General features: G+C 61.5%; 18 protein-coding genes. 2 read left to right on the top strand and 16 right to left on the bottom strand.

The features are described from left to right. Nucleotides 1-79: 79 nt before the first annotated feature. The gene (ndk, locus tag H6650_18260; protein ID MCB8953954.1) at nucleotides 80-529 is read left to right on the top strand and encodes a nucleoside-diphosphate kinase; all 450 of its coding nucleotides are present in this window, start codon (nucleotides 80-82) and stop codon (nucleotides 527-529) included. A 215-nt stretch (nucleotides 530-744) separates the two neighbouring features. On the opposite strand, the gene rsfS is transcribed toward ndk, so the two are convergent. The 16 genes from rsfS to H6650_18340 all read right to left on the bottom strand — a co-directional run bounded on the left by rsfS (nucleotide 745) and on the right by H6650_18340 (nucleotide 19379). Further along, nucleotides 745-1092 carry a ribosome silencing factor gene (gene rsfS / locus H6650_18265; GenBank protein ID MCB8953955.1) on the bottom strand — a complete coding sequence of 116 codons (348 nt, stop codon included), beginning with the start codon at nucleotides 1090-1092 and terminating at the stop codon, nucleotides 745-747. 76 nt (nucleotides 1093-1168) lie between these two features. Beyond that, a complete protein-coding gene (locus H6650_18270) occupies nucleotides 1169-2548 on the bottom strand; it encodes a hypothetical protein (protein ID MCB8953956.1) in 1380 nt (459 codons plus the stop codon). Beyond that, nucleotides 2535-3660, bottom strand: a protein-coding gene (prfB, locus tag H6650_18275) for a peptide chain release factor 2 (protein ID MCB8953957.1) whose coding sequence is annotated in 2 segments (ribosomal slippage) — nucleotides 2535-3593 and nucleotides 3595-3660 — 1125 coding nt in all. Because the reading frame shifts where the segments join, the coding sequence is not laid out codon by codon here. Before prfB ends, H6650_18270 begins: the two co-directional genes overlap by 14 nt. Before the next feature lie 457 nt (nucleotides 3661-4117). Then, nucleotides 4118-5020 carry a signal recognition particle-docking protein FtsY gene (gene ftsY, locus H6650_18280; GenBank protein ID MCB8953958.1) on the bottom strand — a complete coding sequence of 301 codons (903 nt, stop codon included), beginning with the start codon at nucleotides 5018-5020 and terminating at the stop codon, nucleotides 4118-4120. A 269-nt stretch (nucleotides 5021-5289) separates the two neighbouring features. After that, on the bottom strand, nucleotides 5290-5511 hold the full coding sequence (locus H6650_18285; GenBank protein MCB8953959.1) for an exodeoxyribonuclease VII small subunit: 222 nt from the start codon (nucleotides 5509-5511) through the stop codon (nucleotides 5290-5292). A 75-nt stretch (nucleotides 5512-5586) separates the two neighbouring features. After that, complete coding sequence (xseA, locus tag H6650_18290) at nucleotides 5587-6807, bottom strand: exodeoxyribonuclease VII large subunit (protein ID MCB8953960.1); 1221 nt, start codon at nucleotides 6805-6807, stop codon at nucleotides 5587-5589. Between the two features lie 86 nt (nucleotides 6808-6893). Beyond that, nucleotides 6894-8018 (bottom strand): hypothetical protein, encoded by a 1125-nt coding sequence (locus H6650_18295; GenBank protein ID MCB8953961.1) that lies wholly within the window; start codon nucleotides 8016-8018, stop codon nucleotides 6894-6896. 310 nt (nucleotides 8019-8328) lie between these two features. After that, nucleotides 8329-8805 (bottom strand): cytochrome c, encoded by a 477-nt coding sequence (locus H6650_18300; GenBank protein MCB8953962.1) that lies wholly within the window; start codon nucleotides 8803-8805, stop codon nucleotides 8329-8331. A gap of 27 nt (nucleotides 8806-8832) precedes the next feature. After that, complete coding sequence (locus H6650_18305) at nucleotides 8833-10191, bottom strand: hypothetical protein (GenBank protein MCB8953963.1); 1359 nt, start codon at nucleotides 10189-10191, stop codon at nucleotides 8833-8835. A gap of 4 nt (nucleotides 10192-10195) precedes the next feature. After that, nucleotides 10196-11299, bottom strand: a complete 1104-nt coding sequence (locus tag H6650_18310; protein ID MCB8953964.1) for an aminopeptidase P family protein — start codon at nucleotides 11297-11299, stop codon at nucleotides 10196-10198. Between the two features lie 149 nt (nucleotides 11300-11448). Continuing rightward, nucleotides 11449-11985 carry a biotin/lipoyl-binding protein gene (locus H6650_18315; protein ID MCB8953965.1) on the bottom strand — a complete coding sequence of 179 codons (537 nt, stop codon included), beginning with the start codon at nucleotides 11983-11985 and terminating at the stop codon, nucleotides 11449-11451. Nucleotides 11986-12128: 143 nt separating this feature from the next. Then, nucleotides 12129-13550: a SpoIIE family protein phosphatase gene (locus H6650_18320; GenBank protein MCB8953966.1), complete on the bottom strand. Its 1422-nt coding sequence runs from the start codon at nucleotides 13548-13550 to the stop codon at nucleotides 12129-12131. A 273-nt stretch (nucleotides 13551-13823) separates the two neighbouring features. Next, nucleotides 13824-15803, bottom strand: coding sequence for a molybdopterin biosynthesis protein (locus H6650_18325; GenBank protein MCB8953967.1), 1980 nt, complete (start codon nucleotides 15801-15803; stop codon nucleotides 13824-13826). Between the two features lie 59 nt (nucleotides 15804-15862). Then, nucleotides 15863-16300 carry a PaaI family thioesterase gene (locus H6650_18330; protein MCB8953968.1) on the bottom strand — a complete coding sequence of 146 codons (438 nt, stop codon included), beginning with the start codon at nucleotides 16298-16300 and terminating at the stop codon, nucleotides 15863-15865. A gap of 130 nt (nucleotides 16301-16430) precedes the next feature. After that, entirely contained in the window at nucleotides 16431-18068 is a 1638-nt protein-coding gene (locus H6650_18335) for a molybdopterin-dependent oxidoreductase (protein MCB8953969.1), read from the bottom strand. A gap of 78 nt (nucleotides 18069-18146) precedes the next feature. Further along, nucleotides 18147-19379: a molybdopterin molybdenumtransferase MoeA gene (locus H6650_18340; protein MCB8953970.1), complete on the bottom strand. Its 1233-nt coding sequence runs from the start codon at nucleotides 19377-19379 to the stop codon at nucleotides 18147-18149. Between the two features lie 360 nt (nucleotides 19380-19739). On the opposite strand from H6650_18340, the gene H6650_18345 reads away from it, so the two are divergent. Then, nucleotides 19740-23090, top strand: a complete 3351-nt coding sequence (locus H6650_18345) for an N-acetylmuramoyl-L-alanine amidase (protein ID MCB8953971.1) — start codon at nucleotides 19740-19742, stop codon at nucleotides 23088-23090. Nucleotides 23091-23140: the final 50 nt, after the last annotated feature.

A 23140-nucleotide genomic window follows, 5' to 3' on the forward strand; every position in this document is an offset into this window, starting at 1 on the left:
GAAAAGCCTCAAGCCAGTCCAGAAAATCGCGCCTTTTCCGGATCGATATTTTTCTGGATTGGCCTTACAGGAGTACCACATGGAGAGAACGTTAATCTTGATCAAACCTGACGGCGTGCAGCGTGGATTGATGGGAACCATCATTGACCGTTTTGAGCGCCGTGGCCTGAAACTGGTGGGCATGAAGTTCATGCAAATCTCCCCCGAACTGGCCGCCCGGCACTACGAAATACACAAAGAACGTCCCTTCTACAACAGCCTGGTCGAATACATCACGTCAGGCCCGGTGGTAGCCATGGCCTGGGAAGGCAAGGACGCCATCGCCGCCGCCCGTAAGACAATGGGCGCGACCAACCCCGTGGCCGCCGAGCCGGGCACGATTCGCGGCGACCTGGGCATGGAAATTGGGCGCAACCTGGTGCATGGTTCCGACAGCGCCGACAATGCGATCAAGGAAGTCAATCTTTTCTTTGCCGAAGAAGAACTGGTTGCCTGGGCGCGTAATACGGACCCCTGGATTCGTGAATAGAAGCCGCCGCGCTTCATCTGGAAAAATGAAAAGAGCGATCCCCCAACGGGATCGCTCTTTTTTTGGGTGACTACCAACGCTCTCTGGAGATTGGTCCAATCGGGCTTGGCAGTTACTTTTTTTGTATCTGTTTTATTCGCAGCGCCCATTTTGGTGGGTCGCTTCTTTTTTCGGTAGCGTCAAAAGTTGGCACGATGAACGGTGCGTGGCTGTATTTACGGCATTCGCAGCAAAACCTGCCCGGTATTCCACAAATCTTCCAGGCCATAGTATGCGCGACGGTCCGGGGAAAAGATGTGGATGATCAGGTCGCCGAAATCGACCAGCACCCAGCCACTTTCCGGGTCACCTTCAACACCCCAGGGAAGGGTTTCCGCTTTTTCTTTGGCGTCGGCGGTGATAGCGTTGGCCAACGCCTTCAACTGACGCGGGTTATCGCCGCTGCAAAGGAGAAAATAATCTGTAAAGATGCTCTCGCCTCGGATATCCAGCAATAAAATGTCAGCGCCTTTTTTGTCGAGAATGGATTCTACGAGCAGATGCGCCAGTTCTAAAATTTCCAGATGTCACCTCCATTGATTCAGTGAACGGTGGGTGGTGGTCAGTAGAAGACCTGTCCGGTTTGGGTATCAACCGCGCCTACTGCGCCGCGCCTGGGCCGGCGACGGCCACGATCACCGAAGAGCAGTATTCGCAGGTGACGCTGGTGACGCCGCGCGGGGGCGTGGGCACGGGGGCAAAGCAGTTGGGACACTGCGTGGGGAAGGCGATGGCGGCAGCCGCTGCTTCCTCCGCTTCGTCAATGTACTCTTCGGCGCGGTCGTCGTCAATGTCGCCGTTCTTCACCCGTTTTAACAGGCCGGCCCAGGCTGTGGAATCCTGCTCTTTCAGGTGGAAGCGCGCCCGTGATACGGGAGCCGCCGCGCTCAGCACTAGTTCCAGTATCTCATCTTTGCCCATGCCGAGGAAGCCGCTTTTTTCTTCCAGGTCTTCGACCTGATCCACATGGGCGACTTCGATTTCCAGGGCGAGTTCTTGTATTTTCTCCGTTTCCGTGGCAAAGAGTCCCAGTAGTTTCTTGGTGGCGACTTCTTCGCGGTGCTCAAACAGGAGGCGTTGGTCGGTGAGGAAAAGGAAGCCGACCGGGCCGGACTCGCCGTTTTGATGCCATTCGGCGTCGGCGGCGGCGAGGGGGGCTTCGGTGTTGCGCAGGTCGATCTTGCTGCTTTCGAACTGGTCGAGCATCCAATCGAGGCGGTCCATGTTGTCGTCGATCTGGTCGATGTTGTTGTCCAGGCTGCTGAAGAGGCCACGGACGGTGTTGCGGGCGGCGTTGATGCGTTGGGATAGGGCGGAGACGGCGGTGTTGGCGGCGGAAATGCCGGCACGATTCGCCACCGACACCCGCGCCACCTGCAAACTAACTTGCCGCAGCTCCTGATTGAGTTGGCCGACTTGCTGCCGCAAAGCTGCTTCCACCTGTGGTCGCACCGAATCCCACTGCTCATCGACGGCCGCGATCTGGTCCTCAAGCTGCCCCGCATGTATGTAGCCGCGATTGCGCAGTTCATTCAACTCCAGGGGAAGTTGCGTCAGGCGAGAATCCAGATGCCCAATCGCCTGGTACAGGTCGCTCAACTGCGCCGCCGCCTCCAGCGACGAAAAACGCTGCCGCACCATGCTCAGTTCCATTTGTAGCTGCTCACGCTCCGTGACCGCAACGCTGGCCGCCGTGGCCGCCGTAGCCGCCACGACCGGCGCGGCCACGGCCGGGCGTCGCGCCGGTGGCGGCGGAATAGGCGTAAATCCGCGCGCCGCACGCTGCCGCAGACGCTGACGCGCCGCAATGCGCTGCTGCATAGTGGGCACGCGCGGACGTGGCGCGGTCGCGGGCGCGGGACGGTTGGCGGGTTTGGGCTGTTTCTGGTTCATTCGTGGGCGCGGAGTGGACTGCCGGGTCGCGCTTTTTTGCGTACTACCTGCTTTCCCTTTGCTGCCGGCAAATTTACCTTGAGCCATTGTTTTCTCCCATCTGGTGACCGGTCGGCTGGTCCAGCGAAAAACGTAAGTACGCTTCCATAAAACCATCCAGCCGACCATCTAACACAGGCTGCGTATTTCCGGTCTCGTGACCGGTGCGATGGTCCTTGACCATCTTGTAGGGATGCAGCACATAGGAGCGAATCTGATTGCCCCAGCCCGCATCCACATCTTCGCCTTTCAGCTCCGCAATCGCCGCATCTTGCTTTTGCTGCGCCAGATCGAAAAGCTGCGCCTTCAAAATCTTCATTGCCGTGTCCAGATTTTGCGTCAAAGAACGCTGATTCTGGCAGGAAACGACAATGCCCGTTGGCAGATGCGTGATCCGCACCGCCGTTTCATTCTTTTGCACATGCTGCCCACCCGCGCCGCTGGCCCGAAAACGATCAATACGCAAATCTTTTTCGTCGATGTCGATTTCTATCTCTTCCGCGACATCCGGCCACACTTCCATCTTGGCGAAGGAGGTATGGCGGCGGCTGGAAGCATCGAAGGGGGAAATGCGCACCAGTCGGTGGACGCCGCGCTCCGATCTAAGCCAGCCATACGCATATTCTCCCCGAATGGACATCAGCGTACTTTTGATGCCCGCTTCATCCCCGTCGCTTTGGTCCAGAATATCCACGGAGAATCCATGCGATTCCGCCCAACGGATAACCATGCGCTGCAACATCAGCGCCCAATCCTGGGCCTCCGTGCCGCCGGCGCCCGCATGAATGGCGAATATCGCGTCTCGATCATCATACCGCCCGGAAAAGAGCGTCTGGAATTCCAGTTTGTTGACTTCTTCTTGCAGCCGCTCTACCTCATGCGTCAATTCCGCTTCCATTTCCGCGTCATCCAGACCGGACAGAAGCAGCGCGTCCTCAATTTGGTGGCTTAACCTGTCCCAGATCACGGCCTGTTCTCGCAGCCGCGTCAATTCGCGCATCACCTGCTGCGCCTGCCGCGGATCGTTCCAGAAACCTGGCCCCGCTGTCAGCTCTTCCAGTTGGGCAATCTTCACTAATTTGCCGGCTACGTCAAAGACGCCTCCGCAGAATAGAGACGGTTGTGTTGATTTCCTCGAGTTGTGTTGTGATTTCTTCCATGATGCTGAAGCCTTTCCTGTGTGTGACTATACAGGTCATCTGCCCAGATTGGACCAATTTGCTCTGGTTGAATCTTATTGATGTCTACAAAATTGGTCCAATCTCTCGGAGACGTGAATAGTTACTCCTGTGTAATTTAGTCTATCATTGCCCCGCCCCGTTGGGCAGGAGCGTGGTAGGGGCGCGATTATCCGATGGTTTGCTCAAAGTGCAAAAACGGCCACGACTGCCGCCCATTTTCAAGATGTTGGCGACTACTAAGTAACCGTCCGAAAACAACTTCGCACTTTTTGCGGACGGCTACTGACAAGCTGTTCGCGCAATTCCGCTAACTTAATTGCGGAGAGCCTCTAAGGACTGACGATGAAAAAGGTACGGAATTGCATCGTCAGTTTGCGGGAACGGTAAGGAAACAACTTCGTTGTCTTATTCAATTCCGTTCCCATGTGGTCCAAAATCAGTCAAAGAGACCATTGATGAATTGATCCGGGTCGAACGGGGCCAGGTCTTCGAGCTTTTCGCCCGTGCCCACAAAGCGCACCGGCAGACCCAGATCGTGGTAGATGGCAAACACCATGCCCCCTTTGGCGGTGCTGTCCAACTTGGTGAGGATAACGCCGGTTACTTTGACGGATTCCTTGAATTTTGCCGCTTGAATCAGGGCATTTTGGCCCGTGGGCGCGTCCAGTACCAGAAGCACCTCATGGGGGGCCTGATGGACGCTGCGCTGGCAGATGCTATACACCTTTTCCAACTCCTTCATCAGGTTGTACTTGGTGTGCAGGCGTCCGGCGGTGTCTACCAGCACCAGGTCGGAGCCGCGGGCGCGGCTGGCGCGAATGCCATCATAGGTAATGGCTCCGGGGTCGCCGCCCGGCTGCCCGGCGATGATGGGCACGCCGGCGCGCTCGCTCCAGATGGTTAGCTGGTCAATGGCCGCGGCGCGGAAGGTGTCGCCGGCCACCAGCGTGACTTTGCGTCCTTTGTTTCTGTAGTAATAGGCCAGCTTGCCGATGCTGGTGGTTTTGCCGGAGCCATTCACGCCGACGACCATAGCGACGGTTAGCAGGCGGGGTGTCTCCATGCTAAACGGGGGCGGATCGGTGAGCATGTTGCGCATTTCCGCCTTGAGCGCCTGCATGAGTTGGTCGGCGCGGTAGAGGCCCTCGCGCCGCACCCGTTCGCGCATGGCTTCCACCAGCGCCAGGCTGGTTTCGACGCCCATATCCGCCTGGATTAACAGGGCTTCCAGGTCTTCCCAGGTTGTTTCGTCAATTTCGGCTGTTCCCAGGACGTTGGCTATTTGACCAAAGACGGTTTGCCGTGTGCGGGTCAGCGACTCACGAATACTTTTGAACAAACTGAATTACCTCCCAGAATTTGGGGGACACGGATTAGCGCGGAAAAACGTAACTACTAACGCTTTTTGGAGATTGGAGCAATTTGAGGCGCTCAATGGCCATTTTCACCAGAGAAAATTGGTCCAATCGGGCTACCGCTCCTTCAAACTGGCGATGCAATCCACATCTTGTTTCATCGCCGGTTCTTAGCAGTTACGGGAAAACGCGGATAAAGCAGTGTCTGTGATTCTCTTCTATTCCGATAGCCCCGTGATGGGGGATGTGAGAATTATTCTAGCGTCATCTCCACGATTTCGCCATCCGCCGTCAATTGTTCGACGCGCAGGGTGGCGGTTTCCAGCAGCTTTTGACACTGGCTGGCTAATGCCTGCCCGCGCTCGAATAGCGCCAGCGATTCTTCTAGCGATAGTTCTCCGGCTTCCAGGCGGGTGACGGTTTCCGTCAGTTCTTGTAAGGCGGCCTCAAATGTCAATTCCGCGGGATCGATCATAGGTGTTTCCTTTTTTACGGACGGTTACTGACAAGTTGTCCGCACATTTCCGCCAACTTAATTGCGGACGGCCACCTAGGGTTTGGCAGACGCCACAGTGGCGCGGATCACGCCGTCGGCTACCTGAATTTGCACGGGGTCGCCGGGCGTTACGTCCCGGACGTGATACACCAGGCGACCATCGGCGCGGCGGACGATGGCATAGCCGCGGGCAAGGGTTGCCAGAGGGCTGACGGCGTGGAGTTGGGTCTGAGCCAGGACCAGGTCGGCGCGGTATTGGCTTAGCCGCTGGTCTATGCCGCGTTCCAGGCGGAGGGTGAGGCTGTCGAGTTGCTGCCAGTTGCTTTGCAGCCGCGTTCGGGGGCTGAGGTGGCGTAGGGAGCGGACGAGATGGTCCAGTTGCCAGCGGGATTGCTGCATGATGCCCATCACATGTTGCTGCAGGCTTTGCCGCTGATCGTGGACGAGGGGTAGCAGTTCGGCTACATCGGGTACGGCCAGTTCGGCAGCGGCGGAAGGAGTAGGGGCGCGCAGGTCGGCGACGAAATCGGCGATGGTGAAGTCTGTTTCGTGGCCGACGCCGCAGATGATGGGGTGGCGGGCGGCGAAGATGGTTTGCGCGACTTGTTCGTCGTTGAAGGCCCACAGGTCTTCGATGGAGCCGCCACCGCGAGCGAGGATGATGGTGTCCAGGTCGTCGCGGCCATCGAGCCAACGTAAGGCGCGCACGATCTGGGCGGGGGCTTCGGCTCCCTGGACGAGGGTGGGGGCGATGAGGACGGAGGCGAGGGGATAGCGACGGCGGAGGACGTTGAGGATGTCGCGCAGGGCGGCGGCGTCGGGGGAGGTGACGATGCCGATTTTGCGGGGGAGGGGGGGGATGGGTTGTTTGTGGGTGGGGTCGAAAAGGCCGGCGGCGGCCAGTTTTTGTTTGAGTTGTTCAAAGGCGGCGGCGAGGTTGCCGATGCCGGCATTCCACATCCTCTCCGCATACAGTTGATACACCCCGCCGCTCTCATACACCGAAACCCGCCCCTGCGTCACCACCGCGTCCCCATCCTGCGGCGCAAAGCGCAGCCGCTCCGCCGCCGACCGCCACATGACGCATTTCAACTGCGCCCCGCCATCTTTCAGCGTGAAATAGAGATGACCCGAACGCGCGCGCGTAAAATTCGAGATTTCGCCGTTGACGGTTACATCTTGCAGGCGAAAATCAATCTCGAACAACTCGCGGATATACCGCGTCAGTTCCGTGACGCTCCAGGCGTCGTTTGTCGGGGAAGGAAGCGAGAACACAGGAGAATTGTAAGGAGGGCCGGGCAAACGCGCAAACGGGTGGCGGCGTGGAGGGAAGGACGCGGATGGAATCCGGTGGGGGTGTGTCAGGGCGTGAACAGGGCGGGGTCAACGGAGCCGACGCCGGGGGTGCGGCTGAAGTAGTTGTGCAGGTTGTATTCGGTGAGGGGGGCGATGAGCTGCTGCGCCTGGTCGGCAATGTTGCCGTAGCCGTAGCCCAGGTACCAGATGGCCGCGCCGCGCACTTCGGGGTAGGCGGCGTAGAGCCAGGAAGCCCAGGCGATGTCGGCCAGGGCGTCCGTGGGAGTGGGCACGTCCTGGTATTCCCAGCCCCATTCCGTAATGAGGATGGTGGGGCGGGGGATGCCGTAGCGGTCGCAGATTTGGAAGAGGGATTGGAAGCGACCGACGAGGTAGGGGTAGAGGTTGGCGATGTCGTCCCGGAGGTAGCTGTATTCGTGGATGGCGATTGCCAGTTGGTCGGGGTGTTCGGCGGCCAATTGTAGGAACTGGATCACGGCGGGGGATTCCCAATGTTCCGGTTCCGGTTCGCCGGAGGACCAGCCAAAGGCGGCCCAGCGGTAGCCGTCGGCGAGGGCGAGTTGGGCCGTCTCCAGGGCGAATTCGCCCAGCCATTCGGCGCGGTTTTTGTCCACTTCGTTGATGGTTTCTAGCCAGACGAGGCTGGGGTCGAGTTGGGCGGGGAAGGCGAGTTTGTGGTGCAGCCAGTGTAGCTGGGCGGCGGTGGCGGGGGGCAGGTTGTAGTCGGGGAGGTCGTAGCCGAGGCCGCTGCGACGGAAGACGAGGGTGTGGGAGATGCCGCTGGTTTGGGCCAGGGTTTGGGCAGTGACGAGGGGGTCGGGGTAGTCCACGCTTTTGAGGAAGAAGGGAATGCCGGCATTATCCATCGCCACCATCCAATCTTCCAACCCGGTCAGATTACCCGGAATGCCCACGTGGAACCCGATTTTGCCCAATGCCAAAACTTGTCCTTGCGCCGCCAGTTCGGTTGTTAATGCCGGCACATCTAGCGGCAGCGTACTCGTCAACGGCACGGGCGGCGGCAGCGGTGGCAGCGGGCGGCCATCGCTGAGGAGAGGCAGATATTGGTCGTTGTTCACATCCGCGCGCGCCAGACGAGACAAAAACAGCCATCCGGCGGTTAAGAGGGCGAGGGACAGCAGCAGGGGGAGGGAGATTTTCTTGAGCATGGTTGTCTCCTACGAGGGACGAAGAATGAAGCGCCTAGCCTGGGTAAGTCAGAAAAGATTTGCCACGAATTGCACGAATGGCATTTTGGGTGGCATTGGTGGCATTTGTGGCAGAAATGCAAGGCATTTGCTGATAAGGTCCCATTAACGATTTCTGTCGCTGTGGGCGATTAAAAGTGCCTAACGTGGACAAGCCACGACCAAAAGGGTTCTGCTTCAAAGATTACGCAGATAAAAGAAAAAAACTGCGGAATCTGCGTAATCTTTGATGATTTTTTGCCTTCTTGACAAGAATTTCACGGATACGGTGCTAATTGGTGGCTAACGTGTGAATGTAGTTGATCACGTCCCAGATTTCTTCACTGGAGAAGGCTGCTTTCCACGCAGGCATGGCGGAGTTGAAGGGGGGCTGCGCGCCGCCTTCGCTGATGCGCCAGTAGAGGTAATCATCGCCCATCATGCGGCTGGTGCGGGCAACGGGGGCGGGTGGGGGGGTGAGGACGGGGCTGGCGACGCCGTCGCCCATGCCACGGTCGCCGTGGCAGGGGGAGCAGTTGGTGGTGAACAGGGCCTGGCCTTTTTGGAGGGAGGTGGCGTCGGCGGGGATGGGGTTGGAAATGCCGGCATACTCCTCAGGAATCGGAGCCATATGCCGCGCCATCATTCCTTGATCCCTGCCCGGCATCATCGCCGCGGGCGTTGCCGTCGTCGCCGGCGCGCTGCCCTGGCACGCCGCCAGGCTCAGGCCCAACAGAGCCATAATCCCGAAAAAGATCCATCGTTTCATTTTTCTCCTCGTCAGGGGTGGCGCACTTCACGGTCTATACTGCTCCGGGTTGATGGGCGCCTGCGCGGGCCGCAGGGGAACGGCGAAGTAATGCCCCAGCGCATAGTCGCGCAGCGGGATCATGAAGATATGCGCCTTGTCGGCGATGTTGTTGTAGCCCGGCCCCAGATACCACAACGCCGCTCCTTTTACCTCCGGGTAGGGCGCGTACAGTGCCGACGCCCAGGCGATGTCCCGCATCGCCTCATCCAATCCCGGAACATTATCATACTCCCATCCCCACTCCGTAATCAACACCGTGGGGCGGGGAATGCCAACCTGGTCGCACACCTGATACAACAATTGGAAGCGGCCCAGCTTGAATGGGTAATCGTGCCCGATCTCATCCGCCTTGAAGCTGTATTCGTGCAGGGCAATGGCAATACGATCAGGGTGTTCGCCCGCCAGGCGCAGGAACCGGAGCATGGCCGGCGACTGCCAATCGCTGATTTCCGGCTCCCCGGAGGACCAGCCAAAGGCGGCCCAACGGTAGCCATCGGCCAGGGCCAACCGGGCTGTCTCCAGCGCGAATTCGGCCAGCCAGGCGGAGCGCCCCTTGTCTACCTCGTTAATCGTTTCTATCCATACCAGATTGGGGTCCAGTTCCGGCGGAAGAGCGGCTTTGTGCAGCGCCCAGTGCTGGTTCGCTGCCTCAGCCGGCGGCAGATCGTAGTTGGGCGTGTCGTAGTTGTCGCCCGCGCGTCGAAAAACGAGCGTGTGGGGCACGCCGCTGGCCTGGGCGATGGCCTGCGCGTCCACCAGCGGCCCGGCGTTGTCTACGCTTTTGAGGAAGAAGGGCACGCCGGCGGCATCCAGGCCGCGCATCCAGTCGGAAAGCCCGATCATGTTCCCCCCCAGCCCGACGTGGAAACCGATTTTGACGAAGCCGAGGTCCTGCCCGCCGGCTTGCAGTTGGGCGCGCACGGCCTGGAAGTCAATGGTGGGCGTGGGGGTGGGGACGGGCGTGTTGGTGGGGGCGGGGGTGGCCGTGGCGGTGGGCAGGGGCGGACCGGGGAAGAAGGCGAAGTAGGCGACGAAGGGGGCGGGGGTATGTGGCGGTGGGGTGGTGGTGGGCGCGGGGCGGGGGGTGTTGGTGGCTGCCGGATAAGCGTGGGGGGTGGCGGTGGGCGGGGATGTGGCGGGAGGGTAGGCGCGGGGGGTGGCGGTGGCCGCGGGTTGTGGGTAGGGGAGGGTGACGGGCGTGATGGCGGTTGGGGTGTGGGTGGCGGGCGTGGGTGTGGGGGGGATGTTCAGGCAGGCGGTGAGGGAGAAAATGCCGGCACTAATAAGGAAAAATGCCGGCATCCACCACCGCCCCCCTCCCCAATTTTCCGTGTAGGCTTTCACGCCATTACCCAACCTGGAGCAGGTCGCGCGTGAACGTCGTGAGCGAACGAGCGCCCGTGGGCGTAACCACCACATTGTCCTCAATACGCACGCCACCGCGTCCGGGCACATAAATCCCTGGTTCCACGGTGAACACACTGCCCACCGGCAGCGGCTGCTCATTCCCTTCCATCATGAAGGGGGGTTCGTGGATCTCCAGCCCCAGGCCGTGGCCCGTGCGGTGGATGAAATACGCGCCATAGCCGGCATCGTCAATCACGCCGCGCGCGGCCCGGTCCACCTCCTGGCAGGCCACGCCCGGACCGGCGGCCCGTTTACCCATCTCATTGGCCGCCCTCACCACTTCGTAGATGCGGCGCAGTTCCGCGTCAATGGGACCGACGGCGAAGGTGCGCGTGATGTCTGATGGATAGTCGTCCACGAGTGCGCCCCAGTCGATGGTCAGCAGTTCGCCCGCTTGAATGGGGCGGTCGGTGGGGACGGCGTGCGGGGAGGCGCCATTGGGGCCACAAACGACGATGGGGCCAAAGGCCACGGCATCCGCGCCGGCATCAATCAATTCCTGGCTGAGCATGGCGGCGATTTGCTTTTCCGTCTGGCCGACCTGGATGCGGGGGATGAGGCGCTGCATGGCGGTTTCGGCCACGGCGGTGGCTCGCTCCATGGCGGCGATTTCGTTTTCGTCTTTGCTGAGGCGGAGGGCCGTCATCACGGGGTCGGCGTGGGTGATGTTGACGCCGGGGGCATACCGTTTGAGTAGTTCGTATTCGAGGACGCGCATGTAGAGGGACTCGACGCCGAGGAGGTAGTCGGAGAGTTCCAGGTAGGCGCACGCTTGTTGGAAGGCGCCGGTGTAGCCTTCTTCGTCGCTCCAACCAAAGATGCGGTGGTCGGGAATGCCGGCATCTCTCGCCTTCATCGCCTCCAGATTGGGAATAATGATGGCCGGGTCGTCATCTGCCGGCAAAAACAGCACAATAGGCCGCTCGCTCAAATGACTGTGAATGCCACTCACATACACCATATTCGGACCGGGGACCAGGGCGATCCCATCCAGGCCATTGTCCAGAACTTCTTCCGTCAGCCGCTCCAGGCGTTCTTGCTTCATACCGATTCTCCTCCAAAACCGGAACGTGGATGAACACGAAACCCGCGCACAAAACTAAATCCGCGCCATCCGCAACTATCCGCTTCAACTGCGAAATCTGCCACTCTCTGCTTCATCTGCGAAATCTGCGTAATCTGTGACCATCTTCCTCATCCGTGACCGTGACCATCTTCGTCCCTCGCCGCCCGCTCCAGCACGGCCAGTGGCACGCCTGGCTGCACGGACTCGCCGGCAGCGCAGTTGACGGCAGTGACTATGCCATCGTAAGGGGCTTCGATGGGGATGACCATTTTCATGGATTCCAGCAGGATGAGTTTGTCGCCGGCGCGCACTTCGCGGCCAACGTCCACGAGAACCTGGGCGACGATGGCGGGAATCGTGGCGGAAAGGGAGGTGTCGGCTCCCTGTTCGGGGGGGGCGGCGCGTTCGGGGATGCGTTCGTAGGCGAAGAGTTGGCCATTGACCCATAGTTGGCGGCGGCCGTTGTCGAGGGAAATGCCGGCAGCCCGCACCCGCGCCGCCGAATTATTCTCCACCCCCACCCGTTCCAACAAAAAAGCTGCGCCCTCTTCTTGCAGCAGCCGCACTGTCGTCGTCTCCGCCCCCCGCGTCACGTGCAGCAAATCCCCCTTACGCACCACTTCCACCGTTTCCTCGGCCTCATTCAACTTGATTTTCAGTTTCATAACCGCCCTTTGTCTCGTTGCGCGGATTTCGCCGACACTTCTCCATCCGCGTTCCCTTCTTACCATACCCGCCCATTATACTTGCGGATGTGGGGAGAACCAGATACACGCGTGAATCCTCATCAAGCAGTCAGTTACCCCAATCAAGCGGATGGCGTTTCCGTTCGTTTCACGATCACCGTCGTAAAATCGTCTTGATGCACAGCTTCCCCGCTGTACGCTTGCACCGCCAACCACAGCCGATCACAGATCGCCTCCGCGTTTTCGTGGCGATGAGCCATGAGCAAACTTCCGACGCGATCCAGGCCAAATTGACGCTCGGCGGCATCCACTGCTTCGTATAAGCCATCGCTGAACAGCAGCGCCAGACCCCCTTTCGGTATCGTACATTGTTGCTGGTCAATGCGCGGATTGTCGAACAGGCCCAACGGCTGCCCCGTCTCAACAGGGATTTTCACGAACTTTCCCTGCTGTTCCAGCACGATAGGCGGTAAGTGCCCGGCGCGGGAATAGGACATGCGCCCCGTTTCATAATCCAGCACGCAGTACAACAGCGTTACGAACATCTGCGCGTTCATGCGCAGCAGAAATCGATTGACGTTCTGCAAAAGCTCACGTTGGTCGCTTGTCCGCCCTGTTTCGACGCGCACCAGGCTAAATGTGACCGCCATGAACAAAGCTGCCGGCAATCCCTTGTCCGATACATCGCCGATAACAATACAGAGACGCTGATTATCCAGGGGGATTACGTCGTAGAAATCGCCTCCCACGGCACGGGCGGGAATGATCAGCGAACCGAAATCATAGCCCGGATGCCGCGGCCAAAGCGTCGGCAGGATGCTTTTTTGCGCCTGCCGTGCCAGCTCCATTTCGCTTTCCATCTGGTTGAGCAAACGTTGCGTCTCGTTAAAAAGGCGGGCGTTTTCCAACGACTGGCTCATGCTGTTCGTGAGCGCCATCAAGAGGGCAATGTCCGATGGTGAGAAGGCGTTTTCGATGTCCAGATTTTGCAGGCTGACAATGCCGCGGGCTTCGTCGCCGACCATCAGCGGCACGCCCAACCAGGTCTTGGGTACTTCCGTGCCCGGCACGACGGCCATTTTTTGCGTGCCGAGGAGATCGTTGATCTCCGCCTGGTTGATCATCAGCGGTTTTTTGGTGCGGACCACGCGCGCGCGGGAGACATCAATGGGATGCCAGCCGGGTATTTGCAGATGCTGTCCGCGCTCAATCGCGTAGTGGTGGTAGATGCGTTCGGTCTGCGCATCATATTGCGAAATCATCACGACTTGTGCGTTGAAGGTGTCACGGAGTTGGTCCCCCACCAGATCGTAGATAGCCTGCATTTCGTACTTGGATGACAGTCCCTGCTGGACACTGTTGATCAGGGCCAGTTCCACGGCGCGCTGGTCCAAGACATGCCGGTAGTAGCCGGCAGCTTTCTCCCACTCCCCCCGCTGCTCCGCCTGCACCGCCTGCGCCATGAAGCTTTGTGACCGGCGATCTTCGGGCGATGCCGGCATTCCAACCACCGTCTCTTGTATCCTATCAATATCCTGGGACATCCTGGTGTCTCTCCAACGCCACCGATGTTCTCGCGCATCGGCACGGGATACCGCAACCGTCTTTTGTCAAAGACCATTATACTTGAGGGAATGGGGCAGGTGGTAGTACCAAACCTCAAACGTCTCAAAGACCTTCGAGGTTTATTTGAGGTAACTGTCAAGCCAGATTGGACCAATTTTCTCTGGTGAGAATGGTCATTGAGCGCATAAAATGGGTCCAATCTCCACAGAGCGTTAGTAGTTGCTATTTGAGGATTATGAGACACCTCGCCCCTACGGCAACCGCGCCACCAGCGTCCCCATGGGGCTGACATCGTAGCCGGGCAAGGCGGCAATGGCTTCCCGCAGGTCGCCGCCGTGCAGCAAATCCAGCAGCGGCGCTAACAGCGGGGTGTCGTAATGCGCCTGGGGAATCACCAGATCGTATCGCTCCTGAAACAAGGGGATGAAATCCAGTTCCAACGCCTGCGCCGCCGCCGCAATGCCCAGACCGCAGTCGGCGCGCCCGGAGGCCACCGCCGCGGCCACGGCCAGGTGCGTGTACTCCTCCGTGTCGTACCCGGCGATTTGGTCGGCGGACAGTCCTTGCCGACCCAGGTGGTAATCGAGCAGCACGCGCGTGCCCGCGCCCCGCTGCCGGTTCACAAAACGCACATCGGGCCGCGCCAGGTCCGCCAGGTCGCGGATGCGCAGCGGGTTGCCGCGCCGCACCAGCAGGCCTTGTTCCCGCCCCACCAGCGCCACCAGGTTCACGGGCAGGTCGGGCAGATAGTGGCGGATGGCCGTCAGATTGTATGTGCCCGTTTTCGGGTCCAACAAGTGCGAGCCGGCCAGGTGGGCTTCGCCGCGCCGCAGGGCCACCAGCCCTGCCTGGCTGCCTACGTTGGCGGAGGCTAGCCGCCGCCCTTGCCGCGCCAGAAACTGGGCGATCCGGTCCAGGGTCATGTCGTGGGAGCCAATTGCCAGGATGGTGCGCGCCAATTCCCGCGGCGAACGGTAAAGCTGGATGGTGACTTCGGTTCCGGCGGCCATGCCCTGCGTCCCTCGCGGAATGATCAGCAAGCCGTCTGCGCGCACCAGCGAGGAAATGACGCCCGCGCCGCGCGTGAGGGGGGCGGCCAGCCATTTGTCTTCCACGCGCCCCACGGCCACGCGCACGTAGTCGTCATCGCCGGCGGGTGAGACGATTTTGCGCGTCAAGGTTGCCGGCATTGTTGGCGGCGGCACAGGGGAACATCCCAGCCAGCGCGCCAGCAGCGGGCGCACGAATATCTCCGCCGTGAGGGCGGCGGAAACGGGGTAGCCGGGCACGCCAATGATGGGAACCCACGCCGCCTGACCTTCTGTTGGCCGTGGGCGCGGGAGCAGCCCCAAAATGACGGGATGCCCCGGTCGCACGGCAACGCCGTGTACGAGAAGCTGGCCCAGTTCGGCGACAATGCCGGCCGTATAATCTTCGGAACCGGCAGAAGAACCGGCGTTGAGGAGGATGAGATCGTGATCGCTGGCGGCCAGTTCCGTTTGCTCGCGGAGGCGGGCGCGGTCGTCAGGGATGATGGGCAGGCGAGTGGCCTGGCCGCCCCAGTCGTTAATCTGTGTGGACAGGACCAGGGAGTTGTATTCGATGATGTCGCCGGACTGCACGGGTTCGCCGATGGGCTTGAGTTCGGTTCCGGTGGGCAGGACGGCGACGCGGGGGCGGCGGGCGACGAGGATGTGGTCATGGCCGCTGCCGGCAATCGCGCCTAAATCCACGGGGCGCAGGGTGTGGCCTGCCGGCAAAACCAACTGCGACGCAACCATATCCTCCCCCATGGGGCGCACGTGTTTCCACGGGGGGAGGGCGGCGCGCAGGCGGATAGCGTGCGGGCGGCGGGGGTCGGGGGCGCGGTCGCCCGTGGCGGCTAGGGGTTCGATTTCTTCGATGGGGATGACGGCATTGGCAAATGCCGGCAACGCATCCCCCGTATCCACATACAACGCCTGCGTCCCGTAAACCAGCGTCAGCGGGCGCGTCAGCGTTGCCCCCTCCGTATCCCCGGCGCGTACGGCAAAACCATCCATCGCCGCCGCGTGATAATGGGGAGACGACAGCCGCGCCCACACCGGGGCCGCCAGCACCCGCCCCAGGGCTGCTTCATCCAGCGGAATAGGCTCCGCGCCCAGTAGCCCATCCAGCCCCACCTCACGCAGCGCCTGCGTGAAACGAGCCTGGGCCTGATCAAGAGGGATGTCGTGCAAATAAATAGACATGGGCATGGTGTGTGGCACGACCAACTACCAACGATCAACCGTCAACCGTCAACCACCAACTACAAAACGATGCACGTTGTCGTGCTGTGGCAGTACAGTTTGTCGCCGGCGTCGATGAGGCGGGCTTCGGCGGTTGCCATGCGCCGCCCGACGTGGATGACGCTGCCGATGCAGCGGAGTTGGCCCGTTTCCTGGGTGATGGGGCGGATGTAGTTGATGTGTAGTTCGAGGGTGGTGTACGCTTTGCCGGCCGGCAACATGGTGTGGACGGCGCAGGCCATGGCGGAGTCGCAAATGGTGGCCGCCAGCCCGCCGTGGACGGTTCCGAGGGGGTTGTAGTGGTATTCTGCCGGCATAACCGACATCACCACACGCCCCTCTTCCACCTCATCAAACTGCATCCCCATCAAAGCCGCAATCGGCGGCGCCGGCAGCAAACCATCCCGTATCTGCCGAATATAGGCCAATCCACTCAAATCCTGCCCTGCGGCAAGCATCCGCGCCGGATCCTGCCAGCGCACCACCCGCGTGCGATTTTGATTATCACTCAATTCCGCGCTCACAAAACTCTCCAAGGATAGAGGGGCAGTTGGTGGTTGGTCGTATGACTCGCCACGCAACCCTCCCTCACCCGTTCAATGTGGCCGTGCGGCTGTGGATGCCGCTGGCCCCGTCCGGGCGCGCGCTTTTCTCTTCCTCGATCTGGCGATTGCCCTGACCATCCACGCAGCGCACCTCAAAGGTGTGGTCGCCCGCCTGGAACGGCCACTCATATCGCCAGATGACCCACGTCGTCTCGGACAAGGGGGCGCGCAGTTGCGCCTCTTGCCACGGACCGCCATCAACACGCACCTCCACTTTGGAGATGCCGCGCGCGCCGGCGTAGGCGATGCCCCCTACGGGCACGCGCCGCTGGTCGCCATCCGTGATGATGTTGTTCACGGCCACCGTGTCCACCACCGACGTGGCCTTCGCGCGGGCTATTTTATCCCATCCGCGCGTTACCCAGTAACCATCTTCGTCGTCGGCCACGACCTCAATACCCGTGATCCACTTCGGCTGCTTCATGCCATACCGGTCGGGAATCCAAATGCGCAGGGGGAAGCCGTGGTCCACGGGCAACGTGTTGCCATCCCAGCCGTAGCAGAGCAGGATACGCTCATCCTGGTTGATCAAATCCAACGACAAGGTTTCGTAGAAGCCGTCGCCGGACGTGATGTACAGGTAGTGGGCGCTATCCTGCACGCCCGCGTCGGCGAGGATCTTTTGCAGACTGACGCCCGTCCACAAGGTTGTGCTGACCAGGGTCGTGCCGATGCGTCCAGAAATGCAGCGCAGCGTCACGTACTGGTCGCGCGAGGGGTAGTTGTTGCGGATGTCGTCCAGGGTGAGCATGAGGGGGTTGTCCACCAGCCCCGTGATCGGCAGAATGTAGGTGGAACCCTCAATCACGGTTGGTTCGGTGCGCAGGAACACCTTGTAATGGTCCTTGATGGGCGTGTATTCCGGGCGCGTTCCCGGCACGGGCACGACGGGATCGTTGGCGTTGGGGAAGGGCATTTCCGAGCTGCCTTCCGCCTGGTGCGCCATGGAAGCATCGAGGGCCGCGGCCAGTTGGCGGCGTTCGGCGGCGGCCAGCACCGCGCCCACGCCGCCGCCAATGACGGTGATGCTGGCCGTTGTCGCCCCCAGGCGGATGAGGAACTGGCGTCGCCCGATTTTTTCCACCGCCGCGGATTCGAGAGGCGGCGGCGTTACCGCTTCCATGCCCGTGAGGCGGCGATAGCTGTAGGCGAGGGCCAGCCCCCAACCAAGAAAAAGCAGTGTCAGCCAGGCCAGCCGCGGCAGCGGGCTGACGGGGGATTGGCTGATGGCGGCGCTGATGGCGACGAGGGGAAAGCCAAATAATGCGCCCAACACCAGCCCTGTCAATGTGTCTCCTTTGAGGCGACGCCAGGAGAGAACGGCGTAGAAAATGGCTGCCGTGACCACGCCGATGCCCAGGAATTGCAGCAGGGCAATCGACCGCTCCGCCGTTTTGGCGTTGTCGGCGACGTTGATGTTGAGCAGGATGAAGGCGTCGATCATGCGGTCAATCCCAAACGTGATCACCGGGCCGGGGAGGACGCGGGAGACCCAATCGAACAGGTCAAAGGGGACAAAGGGGAGGGCAAACAGGACGTTTGCCAGATACATGATGGCGATCAGCGGGGCACTTAGGCAGAGGCCGATTAGCAAACCTGTACTCAATCGTAGCTTTTTCATTGCTTTTCCCGTAACTACCCTCTTAAAATTGGTCCAATCTCCAGATAGCGTTATTCGTTACATTGTATCCGGCAATTCTTACAGTGGTATTACTGTTACGGGCGTGCCGGCATCTATCCCATTGGCATCGGCGGGAATACAGATCAAACCATCCGCCCGCGCCAGGGTGAAGATCAAATTGCTCTTGCCAAAAATGGGCTGCGCCACAAACCCCGCGTCTGTCTCCTCCAGGCGCACGGCCACCCAGTCCTCCCGTCCCGTTTGCGAGGCCAGGTTCAGCCCCAAAAATGCCGGCACGGATGGGCCAGGCCGCGTCTGTTGTAACCCCAGGTGCGCCGCAATCAGCGGCGTCAAAAAGAGGCGGCCAATGACCAACGCGCTCACCGGATTGCCCGGCAGCCCGATAACGGCCTTGCCGCCGCAAACGGCCAGGATCGTTGGCTTGCCCGGTCGCACATTCACCCCATGCACGAGGACGCCCGGCGGTCCCAATTCGGCGATGGTCCGCGCCGTCAGGTCGCGTGCGCTCACCGACGACCCCGCCGTAAACACGACCACGTCGCACTCGTCCCGGGCGCGGCGGGCGGTGGCGTGGAAGGCGTCCGGGCGGTCGGGAATGATGCCGTAAGGGACGGGCTGACCGCCCGCCTGCATCACCAGGGCGCTCAGGGTGTATGTATTCACGTCGTATACCTGGCCGGGTTGCAGGGGTGTTCCGGGGGCGACGACTTCATCGCCACTGGAAAGAATGCCGACGCGGGGGGGGCGCGATGCCGGCATTTCCCCGATCCCCAATGCCATCAAACCACCCAACTCCGCCGCCCGGATGCGCGTTCCCGCGGCCACCACCACCGCGCCCGCGGCCACATCCTCCCCCACGCGGATCACGTTCTCCCCATGCGCCACCGCCCGCCATATCTCCACCTCATCGTTTCGCGGCGATTGCGTCTGCTCCACCATCACCACGGCGTCCGCCCCCTCAGGCAGCATCCCGCCCGTGTGGATCAGGACGCACGCACCTGGTTCCAGCGCCTCCGTCGGCGTGCTCCCCATCAACACTTCGCCCGTCAGCCGCAGATATGCCGGCAGGCTCTCGCTGGCCCCGTGCGTCTCCGCCGCGCGCACCGCGTACCCATCAACCGTCGAGCGCGGAAAAGAAGGCAGCGAAAACGGAGCCAGCACATCCGCCGCCGCCACGCGCCCCAGCGCCGCTCCGGCAGGAATCATTTCCCATCGCGGGCTTATGGGCGTGGCTGCCAGCAAGCGAGCCAGCGCCTCCGGTGGGGGAATGAGGTGCAGGAATTCGGACATAACAAATACGCATCTTTCTGGAAGCTCACAGCTTCCACGATTTGAGCCACCTTCCTGGAAGCTCACCGCTTCCAGGAAGATTCTTGACAGTAGTTTACCACACGTACAACACGCTTGCGCGAGCGCCTCGCTCCCGCATACAATTGGCTCCTCTCTGAACAGATTCACTGAAAAAACCGGGTTTTTCGATTGTCCGACTGAAATTACCAGAGTGGTTCACGTGTAAAAACCCGGTTTTGGGCCTTTTTTCAGTAGAGTCAAGAATGAACCAATCTTGGCTAGATTGGACCAATTTTCTCTGGTGAAATTGGCCCAATCTCCAGAAAGCGTCAGTAGTTACCTTTTCACAAGGAAGTACCCATGCCCACCCTGAAACGCCTCGCCCTCCTGCTCTTGTCATTGGCGGTGGTCTCCCTGACCGCGCCCGTCTTTTCGCAATCCTCCGCCACCCCCGCCGATCAACTGCGCGCCCTCATCCATGCCCCCCGCTCCCCGCTGCCACCGGGGACCGAACTGGCCCGCCTGACCATCCATGGCCGCGAGGCCACGGTGGACCTGCGCTTGCCCGCCGCGTACCTGGCGGTTACGTTTGATGCTTATGCCAGTGATGCGATTGTTGCCGGCATTGTCCAAACCCTCCAACCCTATGGCCTGCGCGACATCCACGTGCGCGCCGCCGACCCCCACGGCGTCTTCCGTCCCATCTCCGACTTCCTCCCCCCCGTGCCGCGCCTCTCCCCCCAACTGCCCACCAACACCGATCCCGCTCCCGACCGCCCCGGCCCGGATAACTTCCCCGCCCCCGGGCAGGGGCAGCCCACCGGCGCGCTCAGCGGCAAAACCGTCTGGCTCAGCCCCGGGCACGGCTGGCTCTGGAGCGGCAGCAGTTGGCTCACACAGCGCCCCAACACCTACGGCATCGTCGAGGATTTCTCCAACGCCGAAGCCGTACTCTATTATCTCGCCCACTACCTATGGAATGCCGGCGCAAACGTCTGGCTGGTGCGCGAGCGGTCCACCAACCCCGCCGAAGTCATCGTGGACAACGACGATGGCGCGCCCACCTATACGGAAACGGGCAGTTGGTTCACCAGCGCCTCCCCCGGCTATGGCGGCCTCACCTATCGCTACGCCAACACCGACGGCGCCGCCACGGCCACGGCCACCTGGACGCCCACCCTCCCGGCCGCCGGCTGGTATCCCGTCTACGTCTGGTACTTGCACAGCGGCAACCGCGCCGTGGACGCCCGCTTCCGCATTCACCACGCCGGCGGCGATACCACGGTGAGCATCTCGCAGGAAGTACACGGGCAGACGTGGCGCTTCCTCGGCGAGTATTACTTCGAGCAGGGCAGTTCCGCTTCCGTCACCCTCCTGAATCAGTCCAGTGACCTGGGCCAGGTGGTCATCGCCGACGCCGTGCGCTTCGGCGGTGGCGTGGGCGACAGCGGCGAACCCCGTTTCGAGGAAGCCGCCCTCTCCTACGTCGCCTTCCAGGGGTACACGGGCGCGCCCAACGACGTGGTCGCCCGCCCCCTCTACGCCGAATGGGAGCTGGCGAAAGGGTACGCCAACGAGGATGGTGTCTATCTTTCCTGGCACACCAACTGCTGCAACGCCAGCGGCACCAGTTCTTACATCTATGATGGCGGCGCCACCCCCGGCAGCGCCGACCTGCGTAACTTCATCCACGCGGAAATCGTGGGCGACCTGCGCGCCGATTGGAATCCCAATTGGGTGGACCGTGGCTTGCTTTCGGCCAACTTTGGCGAACTGCGCGAGCTTTCTACGATGCCGGGCACGCTGGTGGAGGTCGCCTTCCATGATACGGAGAATCCCGGCGACGCGGATGATCTGAAGGAGCCGCACTTCCGCCAGATTGCCGCCCGCGCCGCTTACCAGGGCATTGTGCGCTACTTCGCCGACCGCGACGGCACGGGCGTGGACTTGCTGCCGGAGCCACCGACGACGCTGCTGGCGCGCACCACGGCCCCCGGCCAGGTGACGGTAAGTTGGAACGCGCCGCCGGCGGGAGGCGCAGGCGGGGATGCCGCCGTCAGCTACAAGGTGTACCAGAGCAGCAATGGGCGCGGTTTCGACAATGGCACGGTCGCCAACGCCACCAGCCTGACGCTGACGGGCGTGCAGCCGGGCGAGCTGCGCTTCTTCCGCGTCACGGCCTTGAACGCGGGTGGCGAGTCCTTCCCCACGCCGGTGGTGGCCGTGCGTGCCCCCACCGGTGGGGCTGCCGCGCCACTGCTAATCGTGGATGGCTTCGACCGCCTGGACAAGAGCGCGATGATCACGCAGGATGACGGCCCCACGCTGGGCAATACGGAGCGCATGTTCCTGGAGCGCATGAATCGGTACGATTACGCGGTAGAACATGCGGGGGCGCTGGCAAGTTGCGGTGTGGCGTTTGATGGGGCGGTGAATGAGGCGGTGATAGATCAGGTGGTGGGGCTGGGGGATTACGTGGCGCTCGATTGGTTCGTGGGTGAGGATTCCACGGCGGATGCCTCGCTCAACGGCGGGGAACGGGCGCTGCTGGCGAGTTATCTGGATGGCGGCGGCCATCTGCTGATCTCGGGGGCGGAAATTGGGTACGATCTGGCCCGCCCGACCTCGGGCGCGGACCCGACTTTCTATCACGATTATTTGAAGGCGACGTATGTGGGGGATGATGGGAGCAGTTATGATTTTGTGGGAAATGCCGGCAGTATTTTTGCCGGCATCAACGGCCATTTCGACGACAGCAGCGGCGGCTACTACGACGTCCGCTACCCGGACCGCCTGGGGGCTAATGGCGGCTCCACCGTGGCCCTCACCTACAGTGGCGGCACCGGAGACGGCGCGGCCATCGTTTACGATGGCGCGGACTTCAAAGTGGTCAATGTGGGTTTCCCCCTAGAAACAGTGACAGACGCAAACGTGCGCGCCGCCCTGATCTGCGCCGCCGCCGGGATCCTCGTGGACGACGCCCCGCCGCAAATTGTGGACGACGCCGACTACGGCGTGCAATACGCCGGTTGGTCTGGCGCGGTGGATGCCGCGGCCTACGGTGGCGGCTACCGCACCGCCGGCGCCGTCAACGAATGGCTGGCCTACAGCAGCGCCGCGCCTACCACCGCCATGAGCCTGATCACCTATCGCGGCCCGGACCAGGGACGCGCCTGGGTGCTGGTGGACGGCGTGTACCAGGGCACGCTGGACCTCTACGCCGCCGCGCCCACTTACCAGGCCGTGGAGAGCTTTGGCGGCCTCGGCAATGGCACGCACACCCTCGTCATCATCCCCAACGGACAGAAAAACCCCGCCTCCAGCGGCGTAGCCGTGCGCGTGGATGGCTTCCAGGTTAACGGCGCGTCCATTGATGACCATGACCCTGCCGTCATCTACAAAGGATGGCTCGGCCTCAGCGCCGCCCCCTTCCACAATGGTGGCGCCCACGCTACCACCAGCGCCAACAACACCCTCACTTTTGCCATAACGGGGACGCAGTTTACCTGGCTCACGGCTCGCTGCCCCACCTGCGGCGCGGCGCAGGTGTTCGTGGACGGCAACCTGGCGGCCACGGTCAATCTGTACAATGCTTCCTGGCAGTTCCAGGTGGAGCAAGTCGTCAGCGGACTGGTCGCCGGCTCCCACACGGTGCAGATCAAGGCCAATGGCGGCGGCCTGGTGGCCTTTGATGGCTATTCCATTCCCTGACACGCCAGGCGCGCCGCACTGCGCAAGTGCGGCGCGCCTCGCCGCCCGGT

The organism is Ardenticatenales bacterium (assembly GCA_020634515.1).
Classification (GTDB): Bacteria; Chloroflexota; Anaerolineae; order Promineifilales; family Promineifilaceae; genus JAGVTM01.

What these genes read in the sequence shown, in the direction of transcription:
- H6650_18335 (MCB8953969.1), bottom strand. Translation starts at nt 18,068, where the DNA reads ATGAAAAAGCTACGATTGAGTACAGGTTTGCTAATCGGCCTCTGCCTA.
- ndk (MCB8953954.1), top strand. Translation starts at nt 80, where the DNA reads ATGGAGAGAACGTTAATCTTGATCAAACCTGACGGCGTGCAGCGTGGA.
- H6650_18310 (MCB8953964.1), bottom strand. Translation starts at nt 11,299, where the DNA reads ATGAAGCAAGAACGCCTGGAGCGGCTGACGGAAGAAGTTCTGGACAAT.
- H6650_18315 (MCB8953965.1), bottom strand. Translation starts at nt 11,985, where the DNA reads ATGAAACTGAAAATCAAGTTGAATGAGGCCGAGGAAACGGTGGAAGTG.
- H6650_18340 (MCB8953970.1), bottom strand. Translation starts at nt 19,379, where the DNA reads ATGTCCGAATTCCTGCACCTCATTCCCCCACCGGAGGCGCTGGCTCGC.
- H6650_18270 (MCB8953956.1), bottom strand. Translation starts at nt 2,548, where the DNA reads ATGGCTCAAGGTAAATTTGCCGGCAGCAAAGGGAAAGCAGGTAGTACG.
- H6650_18345 (MCB8953971.1), top strand. Translation starts at nt 19,740, where the DNA reads ATGCCCACCCTGAAACGCCTCGCCCTCCTGCTCTTGTCATTGGCGGTG.
- H6650_18285 (MCB8953959.1), bottom strand. Translation starts at nt 5,511, where the DNA reads ATGATCGATCCCGCGGAATTGACATTTGAGGCCGCCTTACAAGAACTG.
- H6650_18295 (MCB8953961.1), bottom strand. Translation starts at nt 8,018, where the DNA reads ATGCTCAAGAAAATCTCCCTCCCCCTGCTGCTGTCCCTCGCCCTCTTA.
- H6650_18330 (MCB8953968.1), bottom strand. Translation starts at nt 16,300, where the DNA reads ATGCTTGCCGCAGGGCAGGATTTGAGTGGATTGGCCTATATTCGGCAG.
- H6650_18300 (MCB8953962.1), bottom strand. Translation starts at nt 8,805, where the DNA reads ATGAAACGATGGATCTTTTTCGGGATTATGGCTCTGTTGGGCCTGAGC.
- H6650_18320 (MCB8953966.1), bottom strand. Translation starts at nt 13,550, where the DNA reads ATGTCCCAGGATATTGATAGGATACAAGAGACGGTGGTTGGAATGCCG.
- H6650_18325 (MCB8953967.1), bottom strand. Translation starts at nt 15,803, where the DNA reads ATGTCTATTTATTTGCACGACATCCCTCTTGATCAGGCCCAGGCTCGT.